Origin of the sequence: Hamadaea sp. NPDC051192, assembly GCF_040682475.1 — a bacterium.
GTDB classification, from domain to species: domain Bacteria; phylum Actinomycetota; class Actinomycetes; order Mycobacteriales; family Micromonosporaceae; genus Hamadaea; species Hamadaea flava.
Window position 1 is genome coordinate 17476 of sequence record NZ_JBFBAZ010000085.1, and the last position, 17194, is coordinate 34669.

The window sequence follows — 17194 nt, forward strand, 5'->3', positions numbered from 1 at the left end:
CAACTCCTCAGTAGAGACGACACTCACGCGGTCACCACCGAGGTCACCTCGAAGGACGGGGAGAGCGTGACGACGTCGGCGCGTTTGCCGACCTCCAGCGAACCCCGGTCGCCGTCCAGGCCGAGGACGGCCGCGGGGGTCGTGCTCGTCGCGCGTACCACGTCGGAGATCGTGAGACCGGCGCCCACGGCCTGGCGGAAGGCCGCGTCCATGGTGAGCGTGGATCCGGCGATGGACCCGTCGCGCGCGAGGCGCGCGAGGCGACCGGCGACGACGACCGCCTGGCCGCCGAGTTCGTACTCGCCGTCGGGCATGCCCGCCGCGGCCATCGCGTCGGTGACCAGCAGGGTCCGATCTGGACCGGCCGAACGAGCGGCGAAGGCGAGCGTCCCGTCGTGCAGGTGGAAGCCGTCGGCGACGAGTTCCACCGCGATCTGCGGCGCGCCGAGCAGGGCCAGGATCGGTCCGGGTTCGCGGTGGTGGATGGGCCGCATGCCATTGAACAGGTGGGTGGCGACGGTGGCTCCGGCGGCGATCCCGGCGAGCGCCTGCTCGTAGGAGGCGTCGGTGTGCCCGATCGCGGCCACGACCCCCTCGGCAGCCAGCAGCTCGATGGCGTCGAGGGCGCCGGCGCGCTCGGGTGCGATCGTCATCATCCGGACCGCGCCCTCGCCCAGCTTGATCAGCTCGGTGATCTCGGCGGTCGACGGATCCCGCAGGTACGCCGGATTCTGCGCCCCGCACCGCAGCTCGGCCAGGTACGGCCCTTCGAAGTGGATGCCGCCGAGGACGCCCTCCTCGACCAGCGGCCGGTACGCCACGGTCGCGTCCCGCATCAGCTCGAACGGGCTGCTGACGAGGCTGGCGAGCACCGTGGTGGTGCCGTGCCCGCGGTGGAAGGCGGCCACCTCGCGGGCGGCGTCGGCGTCACCGGTGGTGAAGGTGTGCCCACCGCCGCCGTGCGTGTGGATGTCCACGAAACCCGGGACGATCCACTGCTCGGTGTCCGCCTTGCCGGGCGTGATGGCGGCGATGCGGCCGTCCTCGACGCTCAGCGAGCCGGTGACGATGCCGGAAGGTGTGACGATCTTGCCGCTCAACCGGGTCACAGCTCGGCCTCCAGAGGGGTCAGCACCGCGGGGTCGGTGGGGTGGTCGAACTCGGCGACGGTCAGCGCGAGCAGGGCCGCGCCGAGACAGCCCGCCTCGTCGCCGAGCTGCGCCCGGACGATCTCGGGCTCGGTGAAGAACGCGATCCGGTCGCGCAACGCCTGCCGGAGTGGGCTGAGTAATTGCTCGCCGGCCTCCGCCAGGCCGCCGCCGATGATGACCTGCGACGGGTCATACAGGGCCTGCGCGGTGAGCAGCGCGTCCGCGAGTGCGTCCACCGTCTCGGCCCACACCTCGGCCGCGACGGGATCCCCGGCGGCCGCTTGCGAGGCGACCTCGCGGGCCGACGCCGTCACACCGACGCGTTCGGAGTACCGCCGTCCGACCGCCGAGGCGGAGGCGATGGCTTCGAGGCAGCCCCGCTGGCCGCAGCCGCAGACCGGGCCGCCCGGCCGGACGATGATGTGCCCGATCTCGCCCGCGCCCCAGTGGCCGCCCGCCAGCACCTTGCCGCCGACGATGTGCGCCGCTGCGATCCCGGTGCCGATGGGGATGAAGAGCACCTGGTCGTAACCGGCGCCGGCGCCCAGCGTCGCCTCCGCCAGTCCACCCGTACGCACGTCGTGCCCGACGCGTACGGGCAGTCCGACGCGGGCGGTCGCGAGGTCGCGCAGCGGCACGTTCCGCATGCCGCCGGTGTTCGCGGCGTACCGGATGACGCCCTCGGCCTCGTCGACGACGCCGGGGATGCAGATGCCGACCGCCACCGGGACGAGGTCGTCGGCGACCGCCTTGGCGGCCAGCCCTTCGACGATGCTCAAGATCGTCTCGACGACCGCCTCCGCGCCGCGCTCGGCGCCGGTCGTGTGCCGTTCCGAGTGCACGACCTGGTGGTCGGGGGTGACCAGGGCGCATTTGATGCCGGTGCCGCCGACGTCGACGGCGATGACGACCTGCGCTTCGGCGTCGGCCCGGCCGATCGGCTCCGGCATCCCGCTGTAGTTCTCGCTCACGGTTCCAGGATCACCGATCGGGTGAGGTTCCGGGGAGTGTCGGGGTCCAGTCCCTTGTGCCGGGCGAGCGCGACGGCGAAGCGCTGAGCCAGGATCAGGTCGGCCATCGGGTCGCGGCCGGCGGCGTTCACGAAGGTCGCGCCGGTCCGGGCGACGTCGGCGTCCAGGCCGGCCGGCACCTCGCCGAACGCCCAGACAGCCCGGCCGGGGGTGGAGATCGAGATCGGGCCGTGCCGGAAGTCCATCGCCGGGTACGCCTCGGTCCAGAACGCGGCGGCCTCCCGGCACTTCAGGGCGGCCTCCTGCGCCAGGCCGACGGTCCAGCCGCGGCCGACGAAGGTCACCTGCTCGGTGGCGGCCGGGTCGAGCGGCAGCTCGGCGGTCACGGTCTGCTCGGCGTCGGCGATCGCACCGCTGAGGTCTTCGCCGAGATGAGCGCGGAACAGCGCGAGAGCGCTGGTCGCGAACCGCGTCTGCACCACCGACTTCTCATCCGCCCAGGGGAGCAGGACGGTCTCGTCGGCGGCCGTCACCGCCGGCGAGTCCGGGTCGCCGATGATCGCCGTGGTGGGGATCGAGGTGGCGGCGATGAGGTCGAGCACCTCGGTCGTCGTCCCGGAGCGGGTGATCGCCACGATCCGGTCGTACGGGCGGTTCAGCGGGAACTCCGAACCGGCGAAGGCGTCGGTCTCGCCGAGTCCGGCTGCCTCCCGGAGGCCGGCGTACGCCATCGCCATGAACCAGGAGGTGCCGCAGCCGACGACGGCCACCCGTTCGCCCGGACGGGGCAGCGCGCCGGCCGCCTCGTCGGCCAGCTCGATCGCCCGTCGCCAGGACGTCGGCTGACTGGCGATCTCCTCATCGACGTACGCCATGAACCCACCTTTGCTCAAATCAGCTCGTTACAGCGATGTTTCGAGCGACATTGTGCGCGAGGCGGCCAACCACCCGCAAGCCGCACCGGACTTCGCGCAGGTCCACGCTTTGCATCCGGGGTTATCGAGCATTAGTGTGCACGAAACTACTCACCAAACGCGCAGGAGGCGACCGGTGGACCGCTATGCGCGGTGGAACTCCCTGCTGGAGCTGCTGACCGACACCGGCCGGGTCACGGTCGAGGAGGCGGCCGAGCGCCTCGACGTCTCCCAGGCGACCATCCGGCGCGACTTCGACCAGCTCGCCCAGCAGCAGATGATCACGCGTACGCGGGGCGGCGCGGTGGCCAACGGCGTCTCGTACGACCTGCCGCTGCGCTACAAGACGGCCAAGCACTCCGAGGAGAAGCAGCGCATCGGCGCGGCCGCCGCCGCGCTGGTCAGCCCGGGGATGGTCGTCGGCCTCAACGGCGGCACCACCACCACCGAAGTGGCCCGGGCGCTGGCCGTACGCCCCGATCTGGCGTCGGGCGCGGACGACGCGCAGCTGACCGTCGTCACCAACGCGCTGAACATCGCCAACGAACTGCTCGTCCGGTCCCGGATGAAGATCGTGGTCACCGGCGGTGTCGTCCGCCCGCAGTCGTTCGAGCTGGTCGGCCCGCTCGGCGGCGGCATCCTGCGCGAGGTCACCCTCGACGTCGCCCTGCTCGGGGTGGACGCGCTCGACGTCACGCTCGGCGCGGCCGCCCACCACGAGGGCGAGGCCGCGATGAACTCCCTGATGGTGGCGCGGGCCAAACGGGTCGTCATCATCGCCGACTCCTCGAAGCTCGGCGGGCACGCGTTCGCCCGGATCTGCTCGGTCGACCGGATCGAAACGCTGGTCACCGACTCCAGCGCCAACCCCGACCTGATCGAGGGCTTCCGGCACGCCGGCCTCACCGTCATCGTCGCCTGACCTGCCGGTTCTGCGGGGAAACGCCGGGTGGGTGACGAGGGTCAGCGGTAGCTCGGAATGCGCTGTACTGTCCCCGCATGGCTCCCGTACTCGAGATTCACGGGCTTCACAAGACCTACCGTGGGCTGTTCGGCGGATCGCGTACCGCCCTGGACGGCTTCGACATGGTGGTCGAGGCCGGTGAGGTGCACGGCTTCCTCGGCCCCAACGGTTCCGGGAAGACGACGACGCTGCGTACCCTGCTCGGCCTGATCAAGGCCAACGGCGGCGAGATGCGCGTCCTCGGCCGCCCGGTGCCCGACCACCTGCCCGCCGTGATCGGCGAGGTCGGAGCCATCGTCGAGAGCCCGCAGTTCTTCGGGCACTTCTCCGCGCGCGACACGCTCAGCCTGCTCGCCGACGCCGGGAACGTGCCGCAGACCAGAGTGGACGAAGTCCTGGAACTCGTCGGGCTGCGTGACCGTGCCAAGGACAAGGTCAAGGCGTACTCGTTGGGCATGAAGCAGCGGCTCGCGGTGGCGTCCGCGCTGCTCAAGCAGCCGCGCCTGCTCATCCTCGACGAGCCGGCCAACGGCCTCGACCCCGGCGGCATCCGCGAGATGCGCGACCTCATGCGTGGGCTCGCCGCGGGCGGCATGACCGTGGTCCTGTCCAGTCACATCCTCAACGAGGTCGAACAGATCTGCGACAGCGTCACCATCATCTCGCGCGGCCGCCGCGTCACCGCCGGCTCCGTGGCGCAGGTCCTGGCCGCGCATTCCACCGGTCAGGTGTTGGTACGCCTGGAGTCGCCGGCTGATCTCGCGACGGCTGGCGCGGCGTTGACCGAGGCCGGTGGACGGGTCACGGCCCACCCCGATCATCTGCTGGTCGCCGGGATCGCCAAGCCCGCCGAGATCACCCGTACGCTCGCCGCCCGGGACCTGTTCGTCAGTGAGCTGTCCCCGGTGGTGGCCGACCTGGAGAGCGTCTTCCTCCAGCTCACCGGCACCGCCCCGGTCACCGGTCAGCACCGGCAGGTGGACCAGTCCGTCGTCGCTCCCGTCTCTGAGGTGACCGCATGAGTCTCGTCCGCGCCGAGCGCCGCCGCCTGCACAAGCGGCGCGTCACCCAGGTCATGCTCGTGGTCGGCCTGCTCATCCTCGGCCTGATCGCGACGGGTACCTGGTTCTCCAACCAGAAGGTGAGCGACGCGACCCGGGCGAGCGCGGCAGCCCAGGCGCAGCACGACTTCGAGCAGAACGAAAAGGACTGGAACGACCGCTTCAAGCAGATGTGCGAGGAGGACGTCAAGGCCGGTCGAGCGCCTGAAGGCGCCTGCCAGGGTCCGCGTCCCGAGGACTTCCGGGCCGAGTACTACATGCCGAGCACGTTCGACTTCAAGTCGTCGTTCCGCGAGATGATCATGGTCTGGGCGATGATCCTCGCCTTCGTCGCGCTCGTCATCGGAGCCTCCTCGATCGGCGCCGAGTGGAGCAGCGGCAGCATGATGAACCTGCTGACCTGGCAGCCCCGCCGCGTACGCGTCCTCGGCACGAAGCTGGGTGTGCTGGTCGCCTCGCTGATCGGGTGGGCGATCGTCGTCGGAGCACTGTGGACGGCGGCGATGTGGGTCACCGCGGTCTATCGCGGCACCACGGCCGGGATGACGTCGGGCACCTGGCAGTCCTTCGGCCTCACCGGACTGCGCGGGCTTGGGGTCGTGGCGGCCGGGGCGATCTTCGGCTTCGTGCTGGCCTCGCTCGGGCGGCGTACGGCGGTCGCGATGGGCGTGCTGATCGCCCTGATCGTCGTCACCCAGTTCGGGCTCACGATTCTGCTGTTCATGGCGAAGGTCCGCTACCCGGAACTGTTCTTCGTGGGCAACTACCTCCAGGCCTGGATGGACGGCTCGGTCACGCTCTACGACCAGAACAGCTGCGTCTACGACACCGGAATCTGCCAGCCGGCGACCCTGGTGCTCACCTGGCAGAAGGCGGGCTCCATCTTCGGGGCCGGGCTGGTTGCCTTGGTGGGCTTGGCCATGTGGCAAATCCGCACCCGCGACGTCGCTTGATTTCCCCGTTAGACTGGGCGAACGTGCTCAGGACAACGGCGGAGGTCGATAGATGGCAGAACTGGACGTTGACCAGCAGTCTGCCCTGATCCCCACCCAACGTGAAGAGTCGTCACCAACTGTCGAGGAGTCCGACGACTTCCTCGACTCAGACCTGCCCGCACGTCCGATCCCGACGCAGCGCGTCACGCTGTCCGAACGGGATCAGGCGATGCTGGCCTTCGAACGGCAGTGGTGGAAGCACGCCGGGGCCAAGGAACAGGCCATCCGGGAGACCTTCGAGGTCAGCGCGACCCGCTACTACCAGCAGCTCAACAAGCTCCTGGACGATCCGCAGGCGTTGGCGTACGACGCGGTGCTGGTCAACCGGCTGCGGCGGCTGCGCATGAGCCGCGCGCGCAGCCGGGCCTGAACCGGCTCGCCTCACCCGGCGGCGCGTTGGTAGCGATCGGCCACCTTGCGCAGCTCCTCGACGAGCTCGGGGGAGTCCACCACGGTGAAGTCGTGGCCGATCGCGCCGAGCCAGACCGCCATCATCTCCACGTTGTCCGCGCCGAGCGTGATCGCGCTGCGCTCGTCGTCGACCGCCTCGACCGGGCCCAGCATGGCGGGCAGCCGCTCGGCGACCACCTCGGCCGAGGCGTGGACGATGATCCGGGCGGTGAACCGCCACGTCGCCGAGCCGACGCCGCGTGACACGTACGCCGCCAGATCCTCGGCCGGCAGCGGCCGGGGAGCGAAGCGTGGACCGGTCGGGATCTTCGGCTCCATCCGATCCACCCGGAAGGTACGCCAGTCCTGCCGCTCGACGTCCCAGGCGACCAGGTACCAGCGGCGACCCCAGGTCACGAGGCGATAGGGCTCGACGTCGCGGCGGCTGACCGAGGTGTCGTGCGACCGGTAGTCGAAGCGCAGGCGTTCGTGGTCGCGGGCGGCGTTCGCGATCGCGGTCAGCACGGCCGCGTCGACCCGGGGACCGGGCTGGTCCGGCCCGACCGCCACGGTGTAGCTCTGCAACGTGTTGACGCGACGGCGCAACCGGCTCGGCAGCACCTGTTCCAGCTTGGCCAGCGCCCGGAGCGCGGTCTCCTCGATCCCGGCGACCGAACCGGTGGCCGCCGTACGCAGCCCGACCGCCACGGCCACCGCGTCCTCGTCGTCGAGGAGCAACGGCGGCAGGTTGGCGCCTGCCCCGAGCCGGTAGCCGCCGATCGCGCCCCGGGTGGCGTTTACGGGATAGCCGAGGGAGCGCAGCCGGTCGACGTCGTTGCGGACGGTCCGGGTGCTCACCTCGAGGCGGTCGGCCAGCTCGGTGCCGCTCCATTCGCGCGGGGTCTGGAGGAGGGAGAGCAGACGAAGCAGGCGGGCGGAGGTCTCCAACATGTCCGTCATTCTGCCGGAGTATTAGGAACGGGGTGTTCCTATTGGCTTGGCAGAGTCAGCGACATGAGAAATCACAAGTGGCTCGGCCTCTTCGCCATCCTCGCCGCGACGATCATGAACCTGCTCGACTCGACGGTGGTCACGGTGGCGGCCCCGGCCATCCGGGCCGACCTCGGCGGCTCGTACGCCAGCCTGCAGTGGATCGCCGCGTCCTACACCTTGGCGTTGGCGGTCGGGCTGCTCACCGGCGGGCGGCTCGGCGACATGTTCGGCCGCCGCCGGATGCTCATGATCGGCGTGGTCGGCTTCGTCGTCGCCTCGCTGGCCTGCGCAGCCGCCTGGTCGCCCGAGGCGTTGATCGGCGCGCGCGTACTGCAGGGGCTGTTCGGCGCGGTCATGATCCCGCAGGGCTTCGGGCTCATCCGGGACCTCTTCCCGCCGCAGGAGATCGGCAAGGCGTTCGGCGCGTTCGGCCCGATCATCGGCCTGTCCACGATCCTCGGCCCGATCGTGGCCGGCCTGCTCGTCGACGCCGACCTGTTCGGCACCGGATGGCGCGCGGTCTTCGCCGTCAACCTCCCGATCGGGCTCTTCGCGCTGCTGGCCGGGGCGAAAGCACTTCCCGTCGGCGTCAGCCCCGCTGCGCGTACCCTTCGCTTGGACATGGGTGGCGCGGTGCTGGCCGGGGCCGGAATGCTGATGCTGGTCTACCCGCTGGTGCAGGGCCGCGAGCTGGGCTGGCCCGCGTGGCTCTTCGCCCTGCTGGCCGCGTCGGTGGCCGTGCTCGGAGTGTTCGTCGTGAGCCAGGTACGCCGGAAGCGGACCGGCCGCACGCCGCTCGTCGAACTGAGCGTCTTCAGCAAGCGGTCCTACTCGACCGGTGTCCTCTTCGTGATCGTCTTCTTCGGCGCGGTCGTCGGGCTGTCCCTCGCGATCGGCCTGTTCCTGCAGCTCGGACTGGGCTACAGCCCGGTCAAGGCCAGCCTGACCATGGCGACCTGGGCGGTCGGCGCGTTCGTCGGCACCGGGTTCGCCGCCGGGACGATGGCCAAGCTCGGCCGGCACGTCCTGCACCTCGGGCTGGCGCTCATCGCGGCCGGACTGACCTGGGTGTACGCCGTCTTCGCGCGGGCCGGTGTGGGTGTCGACGGCGGCGATCTGGCGTTGCCGCTGCTCGTCTACGGGGTCGGCATGGGCATGATCTTCGTGCCGCTGTTCGACATCATCATGGCCGGCGTCGCCGATCACGAGGTCGGCTCGGCCTCCGGGATGCTGGAGTCGCTTCAGCAGCTGGGCGCGTCGCTGGGCGTGGCCGTGCTGGGCACCGTCTTCTTCGGCACGATCGGTACGCGCTTCGACCCGGCGACCTTCGTGGCCGCGTCGAAGACGGTCACTCTGATCACCCTCGGGCTGATCGGGCTGGCCTTCGTCCTCGGCTTCTTCCTGCCGCGTCGCGCCCGCGCACACGCTCCCGCCGCTCCCGTTCCCGCTGCCGACCTCGTCGCTGCTGGAGGTGTCGCCGCCTGAGTTAGGCGGCAGATCAGGGATATGCATGCTTCCGAGGCCCAAGATCGCATGCATATCCCTGATCTGCCGGGAACCGCCATCGAAGCGACGCGGCGGGGCATCGGGGGGAACCCCGATGCCGGTGTGCCGACCCACCCTTACGGTTGGCCTCATGCGCAGCATCTCCCGGCGCCTTGTCGGCGTCGTAGCCGCGATCGGCCTAGCCGTCGCGGCGGTCGCGATCGCGGCCCAACCCGCTCAGGCGGCGTACCAGACGGTGGAGACGATGGTGCCGGGCGCGCAGGGCGACGATCCCGCCGTCCTCGACACCACGCTGTATCTCCCCAGCGACGGCAAGAGCAAGCATCCCGCGGTGCTGCTGGCGCACGGCTTCGGCGGAACGAAGCTGTCGGTCGCCCAGGACGCCAAGGATCTCGCCGATCGCGGGTACGCGGTCCTCACCTATTCCGCGCGCGGGTTCGGGCGCAGCACCGGGCACATCCACCTGGACGCCCCGCAGTACGAGATCAAGGACGCCCAGCTGCTGCTGGACTGGCTGGCCGCGCGGACGGACATCGAACTCGACGGCACGGGAGATCCCAAGGTCGGCGTGGTCGGCGGCTCCTACGGCGGTGGCCTCGCCCTCCTGCTCGCGGCGTACGACCAGCGGGTGGACGCGATCGTGCCGATGATCACCTGGAACGACCTGAGCACTGCGCTCGTGCCGAACGGCGTGTTCAAGCAGGCCTGGGCGGGCGTCTTCTTCGCCGGCGGCGCTTCCGCCATGGGCGCGCCGGCCAAGGGCGCCGGGGCGGGCGATCCCGCTTGTGGACGGTGGGCGGCCGACGTGTGCGCGGCGTACCTCAAGCTCGCGACGACCGGTGTGCTCGACGATCAGACCAAGGCGCTGCTGGGCGAGCGCAGCCCGGCCGGGGTGCTCAACCGGATCAAGGCGCCGACCCTGCTGGTCCAGGGCGAGGCGGACACGCTCTTCCCGTTGTCCGAAGCGGACGCGAACGCGCACGGCATCACCAACGCTCCCGTACGCGTGGCCTGGTTCACCGGCGGTCACGACGGCGGCGACGGCGCGCAGTCCGATCAGGACCGGGTCAAGTTCCTGATGCTGCAATGGCTCGACCATTACGTACGCGGCGACGGCGACGCCCCGTCGACGAGTTTCACCTACTCCCGGGTCACCGGGCTCGACGCCGTCGAACGGGGACGGCTCGCCACCGGCTACTCCGTGGACGCGTACCCGGGGATGGGGGGCGACGCGACGACCACGGTCGAGCTGAGCGGCCGGGCCCAGGAGATCGCCAGCCCGCCGAACGGCTCGCCCGCGGCGGTGTCCTCGCTGCCCGGCACGGGCGCGGCCGCGTCGCTGCTCAGCAGCCTCGCCACCGACCTGCCCGGCCAGCACGCCCGGTTCGACACCGAGCCGATCAGCGGCGGGCTGACCGTCGTCGGCTCGCCCAAGGTCCGGATCAAGGTGGCCTCGCCGACCGGCGAGGCGACGATCTTCGTCAAGCTCTACGACGTCGCTCCGGACGGCACGGCCACGTTGGACAACGGGCTGCTCACGCCGCTCAAGCTCACCGGACTGCCGGCGTCGCTCGACACGGCCCAGCCGGTCGAGGTCACGCTGCCCGGCATCGTGCATCGCGTCGAGGACGGCAACCGGCTGCGGCTCGTCATCGCGACCGCGGACCAGGCGTACCTCGGGCCGGTCGACCCCGTCACCTACTCGGTGGATCTGGCCGCCGCCCAGCTCACGCTGCCGACCGTGAACGGCACGCCGATCCAGACCTCCGAGGCGCTCTGGGTCTGGGTCCTCGCCGGCCTGGTCGCGGCGCTGCTCATCGGGGTGCTCGCAGCCGTGGTCATCGCGCGGATCCGCGGTCGTCGCAAAGAACAGAAGATCACCGAGGAGTACGCCGAGACGCCGCTATCGGTCAAGGGACTGCGGAAGACGTACGGGAAGTTCGTGGCGGTCGACGAGATCAGCTTCACCGTCGAACGGGGTCAGGTCGTCGGTCTCCTCGGCCCGAACGGCGCCGGGAAGACGACCAGCCTCCGCGTGCTCATGGGGCTCACCCAGGCGACCGCCGGCGACGTGTTGATCTTCGGGCACAAGCTGGCCCCGGGCGCGCCGGTGCTCTCAAGGATCGGGGCGCTCGTCGAAGGGCCGGGCTTCCTGCCCCACCTCACCGGTGAGCAGAACCTGCGCGCGTACTGGCGGGCGACCGGACGGCCCTGGGAGGACGCGCAGTTCACCGAGGCGCTGGCGATCGCCGGGCTCGGAGACGCCATCCACCGGCGGGTGAAGACGTACTCGCACGGCATGAAACAGCGGCTGGCCGTCGCTCAAGCCATGCTGGGCCTGCCCGAACTGCTCGTGCTGGACGAGCCGACCGACGGCCTCGACCCGCCCCAGATCGCCGAGATGCGCCGCGTCCTCCAGCGGTACGCGGTCGACGGCCGGGCCGTGCTGGTCTCCAGCCACCTGCTGGCCGAAGTCGAGCAGACCTGCACGCACGCCGTCGTCGTTCACAAGGGCCGGGTCGTGGCCTCGGGCCGGGTGGACGAGATCGTCGGCGACACCCCGACCACGCTGTTCGAGGTGAACGACCTCGATCTGGCGCAGAAGGTGCTCGACCGGGTGGACGGCGTCGCCGGGTACGCCGTCGACGGCGACCGCACGCTCGTCGCCGATCTGGGCGGGGTGCCCCGCAGCGAAGCGGTCGCCGCCCTGGTCCGGGCCGGGGTCGGCGTCGACCGGGTGACCCCGCGACGGCGGCTCGAAGACGCGTTCCTCGCCCTGGTCGGCGACTCGACGGCAGGAAGTGGAGACCGATGAGCACCCTCACCGTTCAGGGCGCGGCCGAGGGCTACCGCGCGCACCGCACGCTGACCGTCGCCTCGGAATGGCGTCGGCAATGGCGCCGCCGGCGTACGCAGTTGGCGCTGGGCTTCATGGTCCTGCTCCCGCTGATCCTGCTGGTCGCCTTCCAACTCGGCTCGTCCGACGACGACGAGTCCGGCGGCCGGGGCCAGTTCTCCGCCCTCGTCGACGTCGCGACCGCGGGCGGGCTCAACTTCGCGCTGTTCACGCTCTTCGTCAGCTCCAGCTTCCTGCTGGTCGTCGTGGTCGCCCTGTTCTGCGGCGACACCGTCGCCAGCGAGGCGAGCTGGGGGAGCCTGCGCTATCTGCTGGCGATCCCGGTTCCCCGGGCGCGGCTGCTGGGCGTGAAGCTGACCGTCGCCCTCGGCTACTGCGCGGTGGCCATGCTGACCCTGCTCGGCACCGCGCTCGCCGTCGGCACCCTGCGCTACGGCTGGCACCCGCTGCGCTCCGGCCTCGCGGCCGACATCCCCGCCGGCGAAGGCCTCGTCCGGCTGCTCGCCGTCACCGGCTACCTGGGGCTCTCCCTGCTGGTCGTGGCCGGGCTGGCGTTCCTGCTCTCGACGCTCACCGACGCCCCGCTCGGCGCGGTCGGCGGTGCGGTGCTGCTCTACATCGTGTCCAGCATCCTGAACCAGATCACGGCGCTCGGCGTCATCCGGAACCTGCTGCCGACCCACTACAGCCAGGCGTACCTGGGCCTGCTGACGACGCCGGTGCAGGTGGACGACGTCGTCAAGGGCGCGATCTCGGCGGTGGCGTACGCCGCGATCTTCTGGATCGCCGCCTGGGTCCGCTTCCTCCGGAAGGACGTCACCTCGTAACCGGGCCGCTCACCTTAATCGGGCCGCTCAGCGCAGCGGGAAGACCTCGCCGCGCGGGGTGAAGGGCAACCGGGCGCCGGTCGGCATCAGGTACGCGTGCGAACGGCGTACGCGGAGGACGTCGCACTGGCCGTCGGTGATGATCAGGATCGGGCCGTCGTCGGGGAAGTCGGCGGCCCGTTCCAGCAGCCGGATGGCGGGCTGCAACTCGGTGCCGCCCCGGCCGCGGACGCGTACGCGGCCCGCGATCTCCTCGACCGGCAGGTAACCCGCGTCGTAGGCGGCGGCGTCGCAGAAGACCACGCGGGCCGCCGGGACGTCGCGAGCGAGCGCGAACGAGGCGATGGCACCGAGCGCCTTGCCCATCAGGGTGGCCGGCATCGAACCCGAGGTGTCGAGGACGACGCCGAAGGTGCGCTTGCGTTCGGTCTGCTCGGGCCGGTGCCAGCCAGGTCGCGGGATGTCCGGGGTGGACGCCTGGCGGCGGGACGGGCGGGCGTACGAGCGGGTGCGCTCCATGGGCGTGAAGTAGTGATCGAACCACTGGGCCAGGCGCACGTCCCATGGCGGAGCTGGAGCGTCGAGGACGCGGATCTCCGCGACCAGACCGGCGGGCAGCCAACCCCGGCCGTTCTGCTCGTGGTACTCCAGCCCAGAGGTGAGCGCCCGGCGATAGAAGTCGTCGAGGTCGGCGGCCCGAGTCGCCTCCCCGGCACCGGGAAGCGGCCGGTCGAGCATGTCGCCGAGACCGCTGCCCCGCAAGGTCGCCAGCTTCCGGTAGCGCCGCAGGTTCTTCGTGATCTCGTCGTAGACCTGCTCGCTGGACCAGCCCTTGAGCGCCGGGTCGTAGAGGCAGTCCGGTGGCAGCTCGCCCACGCCCATCTCGACCAGCCAGCCGTTGATCACGAAGTCGGTCGCGACGTTCCACAGGTACGCGTCACGGCTGCCGACCCGTTCGCCATGCCGCAGGGCCGCGTGCAGCATCTCGTGGGCGAGCACGAAGCGGCACTGCGCCTCGGGTAGCGTGACCAGCGGGTTGACGTAGATCTCGCCGGCCCCCGCGTCCACCGCGGCGATGGAGATGTTCCAGGCTCGGGTCAGCTCGACATCGCCGACGACGCGAAAGCCGGCCGCCAGTGCGCCGAGCAACGGATAGGCCGAGACGAACCAGCGACGGGCCTGCTCCCACGGGCTGTTCAGATCGATCGCCGCCGCCGGCCGATACGCCGAACCAGCCCCCTCGACGGCCGCCGTGGCCGCGCTCGCCAGCCCGACCGCGAACAACTCGGGCCAGGTCAGCGACGGGATGCCGACTGCCTGCCGCGGTGGTGTGTACGCCCTGAGCGGCCGGATGTCGCTGCTCTCGCCGCCCGTCCCCAGCACCCGGAAGCCCTCCGGTACGCCGTCGAAGCGCCACCGCTCGGCCAGCGCATGCTCGTCCGCGGCCGGCAGCGGAGTCGGGATGTCGATCGGCGGCGTGCCAAGCCGGAGCTGTGTCTGGAACCGAGCGACCACGAGACAGGCGGCGGTCTGTTCGGCCGGGGACGGCGTACGCCCGCTCGCGGTGTGCCCGAACCCGAGGTGCAGTGCGCAATGCGTCAGCACCCACAGCCACTCGTCCGGGGTCAGATCGGCGTACCGGTTGGCCACGATGTGCCCGTCGTCGCGTACGGCGGCGAAGCCTCGCGCTCGGGACAGCTCGGCGTCCTCGGCGTACTCGACGAGCACCGATCGGGGACGGCCGTGGTTCATTGCTTCGAAGACGGCCTGGCCCCGAAACAGCCGGACGCCCGCGAGGAACGACTCCTCCCGGGGGTCGACGCGGTCGGCCGCTCGCCGGCGAGCCATCAGGCGCGGGCCGCGACCAGGCGCGGCAGATCCCGGGCGACCTCGACGAGGAACCAGGCGGGCAGCACCGGCTTGCCCTCGTCGTCGGCCGCCACGACGAGCTGCGCACACTCCAGGGAGATCTCGGCCAGCTCGACCAGCAGCGCCTTGGCGCGCAGGGCGAACTCGCGTACCGCCTTGCTCGCGTGCTCCCGCCCGGCCGGAAGATCCTTGATCAGCCGGACCCGGAACGCCTCGGCGAAGAAGTACAGCAGGTCGCGATCGGTCGCGGCGCGCGGCCACGAGACGTCGCCGCGAACGATCGCGTCGAGGCCATAGCGGTTTCGCAGCGTCTTCACGTACGCGCCGAAGGCGGCGGCGTGCTGCTGGGTCAGCGTCCCGGCGGCGAGTAGCCGCAGCGTGTCCGCCGAGATCTCCTCGCCGTACGAGTGCAGCGCGTCGGACAGCATGTGCCAGGCGCGCGGGGTCGAGAACGGCTCCTCGGTCTTCGGTGGCTCGTTCCACAGATGATCCGGGCGCTGGGTCAGATAGTCGAGCACCCAGGCATGGATGCCGGCCGAGGCGGCCCAGCCGATCCAGTCCGACGCCGAAGCCCGCAGATGGATGTGGATAAGCCGGTTCACCAAGGCGGACGCCATCGGCCGGGCGAGTGCGTTGTCGGTCGCGCGGTTGCCCGCCCCGATCACGATCGAACCCGCCGGCAGTTCGTACGCGCCGATGCGGCGGTCGAGGATGAGCGAGTAGAACGCCTTCTGCACCTCGGGGCTGGACGCGTTCAGCTCGTCCAGGAACAGGCAGTACGGCTCGTCCCCGGCGATCGACTCCGGCGGGGCGAAGCGGCTCCGCCCGTCCCGCAGCTCCGGTACGCCGATGAGGTCCTCGGCGGCCAGCTGCGTACCGACCAGCGTGACGCACGGTAGCCCGAGCGACTCGGCGAACTGCCGGACCAGCGAGCTCTTCCCGATGCCGGGAGCGCCCCAGACGAAGACCGGGCGGACCACCGCGACGTGCAGGAGCACGTCCGGGAGGAGAGCCGGAGTCACCGTGTGGACCGAGTGCATGGTCATCGATGATGAGCGGACCGCGTACCGGGCGCAAAGCCATTTCGCCAAGAGGCTCCCCGCGAGGCTCCTCAAGAGGCTCCCCGAGAGGTGAGAGTCACATCTCACCTCTCGGAACCTGGTCGCAGCCGGGATCATGGTTCTGCTTAACTGGCTGCACAACCGAATACCTCATCCAGAGGAGCAGAGGGACACGGCCCGATGAAGCTCCGGCAACCCCTGGCCCGGCCTTGGTGCTGCGGCGGTAGGTGCCAACTCCGTCCGGATTGACCCGGGAAGATGAGAGGAAAGTTCTCATGACTGTGCTTGGCACGGCTTCGCCCGCCCGCAACCTCGTCTGTCGCGCTTGCGGCGCCACCTACCCCCTCGCGGCTCAGCACGCCTGTTTCGAGTGCTTCGGACCGCTCGAAGTCGCGTACGACAGCGAAGCTTTGAAGCAGGTGACCCGCGAGCAGATCGAGGCGGGCCCGAACAACATCTGGCGCTATGCCGGCCTGCTGCCCGCGGGTCAGGACGAGGCCGCGCGGGTGACCCTGAACCCCGGTCTCACGCCGCTCGTGCGCGCGGACCTGCTGGCCGCGGAGCTGGGCATCACCGGCGGCCTGTGGATCAAGGACGACTCCGCCAACCCGACCCACTCGTTCAAGGACCGCGTCGTGTCGGTCGCGCTCAGCGCGGCGAAGGCTTTGGGCTTCCAGCGGTACGCCTGCGCGTCGACCGGCAATCTCGCGAACTCGGTCGCCGCGCACGCCGCCCGGGCCGGTGTCCCGTCGGTGGTGTTCGTGCCGCACGACCTGGAGCCCGGCAAGATCGTCACGACGGCGGTCTACGGCGGCGACCTGGTCGCGATCGAGGGCTCCTACGACGACGTCAACCGGCTCTGCTCGGAGCTGGTCGAGACCGACGAGTTCGAGGACACCGCGTTCGTCAACGTCAACGTCCGGCCGTTCTACGCCGAGGGCTCGAAGACGCTGGGCTACGAGGTCGCCGAGCAGCTCGGCTGGCGGATCCCGGCACAGGTGGTCATCCCGATGGCCTCCGGCGAGCTGCTGACCAAGATCGACAAGGCGTTCGAGGAGCTGGTCGAGATCGGCCTGGTCGAGGCGCCCGCCGAGGGCTGGACGGTCTTCGGCGCGCAGTCGGCCGGGTGCAACCCGATCGCGCTGGCCCTGCACAATGACACCGACGAGATCCAGCCGCAGAAGCCGACCGGCATCGCGAAGTCCCTGAACATCGGCGACCCCGCCGCCGGCCCGTACGCCCTGGAGTCGGTGCGCCGCACGGGCGGCTGGATGGAGTACGCCGACGACGAGGAGATCCGCGCTGGCATCCAGCTGCTGGCCCGGACCACCGGCGTGTTCGCCGAAACGGCCGGCGGCGTGACCACGGCCTGCCTCGTCAAGCTCGTCAAGAGCGGTCGCCTCGACCCGGCCAAGGAGACCGTCGTGTTCAACACCGGCGAGGGTCTGAAGACCATCGACGCCGTCGCCGAGAAGGTCGGCCCGACCTACCGGGTCAAGCCGTCGCTCAAGGCGGCCAAGGAAGCCGGTCTCCTCTGACGGCTCTTCGAGCTCTCGCTCTTGAGCGCTGACCTGCTTTTGAGAGCTGGATCAGGGTTCCGGGTCGAATCTTGGGGCAAGATTCGAGTTCCCCGGC

The 17194-nt window shown here is 70.6% G+C and carries 14 protein-coding genes and 1 riboswitch; of the genes, 8 read left to right on the plus strand and 6 right to left on the minus strand.

What is annotated here, in order from left to right; genetic code table 11:
* Window positions 1-23: 23 nt before the first annotated feature.
* Genes nagA through AB0M47_RS28520 form a run of 3 tightly spaced genes read right to left on the minus strand, consistent with a single transcriptional unit; the run spans window position 24 to window position 2997 of the window.
* Entirely contained in the window at window positions 24-1109 is a 1086-nt protein-coding gene (gene nagA, locus AB0M47_RS28510) for an N-acetylglucosamine-6-phosphate deacetylase (protein WP_363419435.1), read from the minus strand.
* Window positions 1106-2101, minus strand: coding sequence for an ROK family protein (locus tag AB0M47_RS28515; protein ID WP_363419456.1), 996 nt, complete (start codon window positions 2099-2101; stop codon window positions 1106-1108). Before AB0M47_RS28515 ends, nagA begins: the two co-directional genes overlap by 4 nt.
* Window positions 2102-2118: 17 nt before the next feature.
* A complete protein-coding gene (locus AB0M47_RS28520) occupies window positions 2119-2997 on the minus strand; it encodes a sugar isomerase (RefSeq protein WP_363419437.1) in 879 nt (292 codons plus the stop codon).
* Between the two features lie 175 nt (window positions 2998-3172).
* Between AB0M47_RS28520 and AB0M47_RS28525 the strand changes: the two genes are divergently transcribed.
* From AB0M47_RS28525 to AB0M47_RS28540, 4 genes are all read left to right on the plus strand, one after another.
* Window positions 3173-3958, plus strand: coding sequence for a DeoR/GlpR family DNA-binding transcription regulator (locus tag AB0M47_RS28525; protein ID WP_363419439.1), 786 nt, complete (start codon window positions 3173-3175; stop codon window positions 3956-3958).
* 77 nt (window positions 3959-4035) lie between these two features.
* Window positions 4036-5022, plus strand: a complete 987-nt coding sequence (locus AB0M47_RS28530; RefSeq protein WP_253758568.1) for an ABC transporter ATP-binding protein — start codon at window positions 4036-4038, stop codon at window positions 5020-5022.
* A complete protein-coding gene (locus AB0M47_RS28535; protein ID WP_363419441.1) occupies window positions 5019-6014 on the plus strand; it encodes an ABC transporter permease subunit in 996 nt (331 codons plus the stop codon). Before AB0M47_RS28530 ends, AB0M47_RS28535 begins: the two co-directional genes overlap by 4 nt.
* Window positions 6015-6066: 52 nt before the next feature.
* Window positions 6067-6426, plus strand: coding sequence for a DUF3263 domain-containing protein (locus AB0M47_RS28540; RefSeq protein WP_363419443.1), 360 nt, complete (start codon window positions 6067-6069; stop codon window positions 6424-6426).
* Between the two features lie 11 nt (window positions 6427-6437).
* Here AB0M47_RS28540 and AB0M47_RS28545 read toward each other — a convergent pair whose 3' ends face one another.
* Window positions 6438-7397 (minus strand): YafY family protein, encoded by a 960-nt coding sequence (locus AB0M47_RS28545; RefSeq protein ID WP_363419445.1) that lies wholly within the window; start codon window positions 7395-7397, stop codon window positions 6438-6440.
* Between the two features lie 63 nt (window positions 7398-7460).
* Between AB0M47_RS28545 and AB0M47_RS28550 the strand changes: the two genes are divergently transcribed.
* From AB0M47_RS28550 to AB0M47_RS28560, 3 genes are all read left to right on the plus strand, one after another.
* Window positions 7461-8924, plus strand: coding sequence for an MFS transporter (locus AB0M47_RS28550; protein WP_363419447.1), 1464 nt, complete (start codon window positions 7461-7463; stop codon window positions 8922-8924).
* A 151-nt stretch (window positions 8925-9075) separates the two neighbouring features.
* Window positions 9076-11760 (plus strand): alpha/beta fold hydrolase, encoded by a 2685-nt coding sequence (locus AB0M47_RS28555; RefSeq protein WP_363419448.1) that lies wholly within the window; start codon window positions 9076-9078, stop codon window positions 11758-11760.
* Window positions 11757-12629 carry an ABC transporter permease subunit gene (locus tag AB0M47_RS28560; protein WP_363419450.1) on the plus strand — a complete coding sequence of 291 codons (873 nt, stop codon included), beginning with the start codon at window positions 11757-11759 and terminating at the stop codon, window positions 12627-12629. Before AB0M47_RS28555 ends, AB0M47_RS28560 begins: the two co-directional genes overlap by 4 nt.
* A gap of 27 nt (window positions 12630-12656) precedes the next feature.
* On the opposite strand, the gene AB0M47_RS28565 is transcribed toward AB0M47_RS28560, so the two are convergent.
* Together AB0M47_RS28565 and AB0M47_RS28570 are read right to left on the minus strand one after the other, a co-directional pair.
* Entirely contained in the window at window positions 12657-14477 is a 1821-nt protein-coding gene (locus AB0M47_RS28565; RefSeq protein ID WP_363419452.1) for a hypothetical protein, read from the minus strand.
* Complete coding sequence (locus tag AB0M47_RS28570; RefSeq protein WP_363419458.1) at window positions 14477-15520, minus strand: MoxR family ATPase; 1044 nt, start codon at window positions 15518-15520, stop codon at window positions 14477-14479. Before AB0M47_RS28570 ends, AB0M47_RS28565 begins: the two co-directional genes overlap by 1 nt.
* A gap of 186 nt (window positions 15521-15706) precedes the next feature.
* A riboswitch (SAM riboswitch) is annotated at window positions 15707-15824 on the plus strand.
* Between the two features lie 10 nt (window positions 15825-15834).
* On the opposite strand from AB0M47_RS28570, the gene thrC reads away from it, so the two are divergent.
* A complete protein-coding gene (gene thrC / locus AB0M47_RS28575; RefSeq protein WP_363419454.1) occupies window positions 15835-17097 on the plus strand; it encodes a threonine synthase in 1263 nt (420 codons plus the stop codon).
* Window positions 17098-17194: the final 97 nt, after the last annotated feature.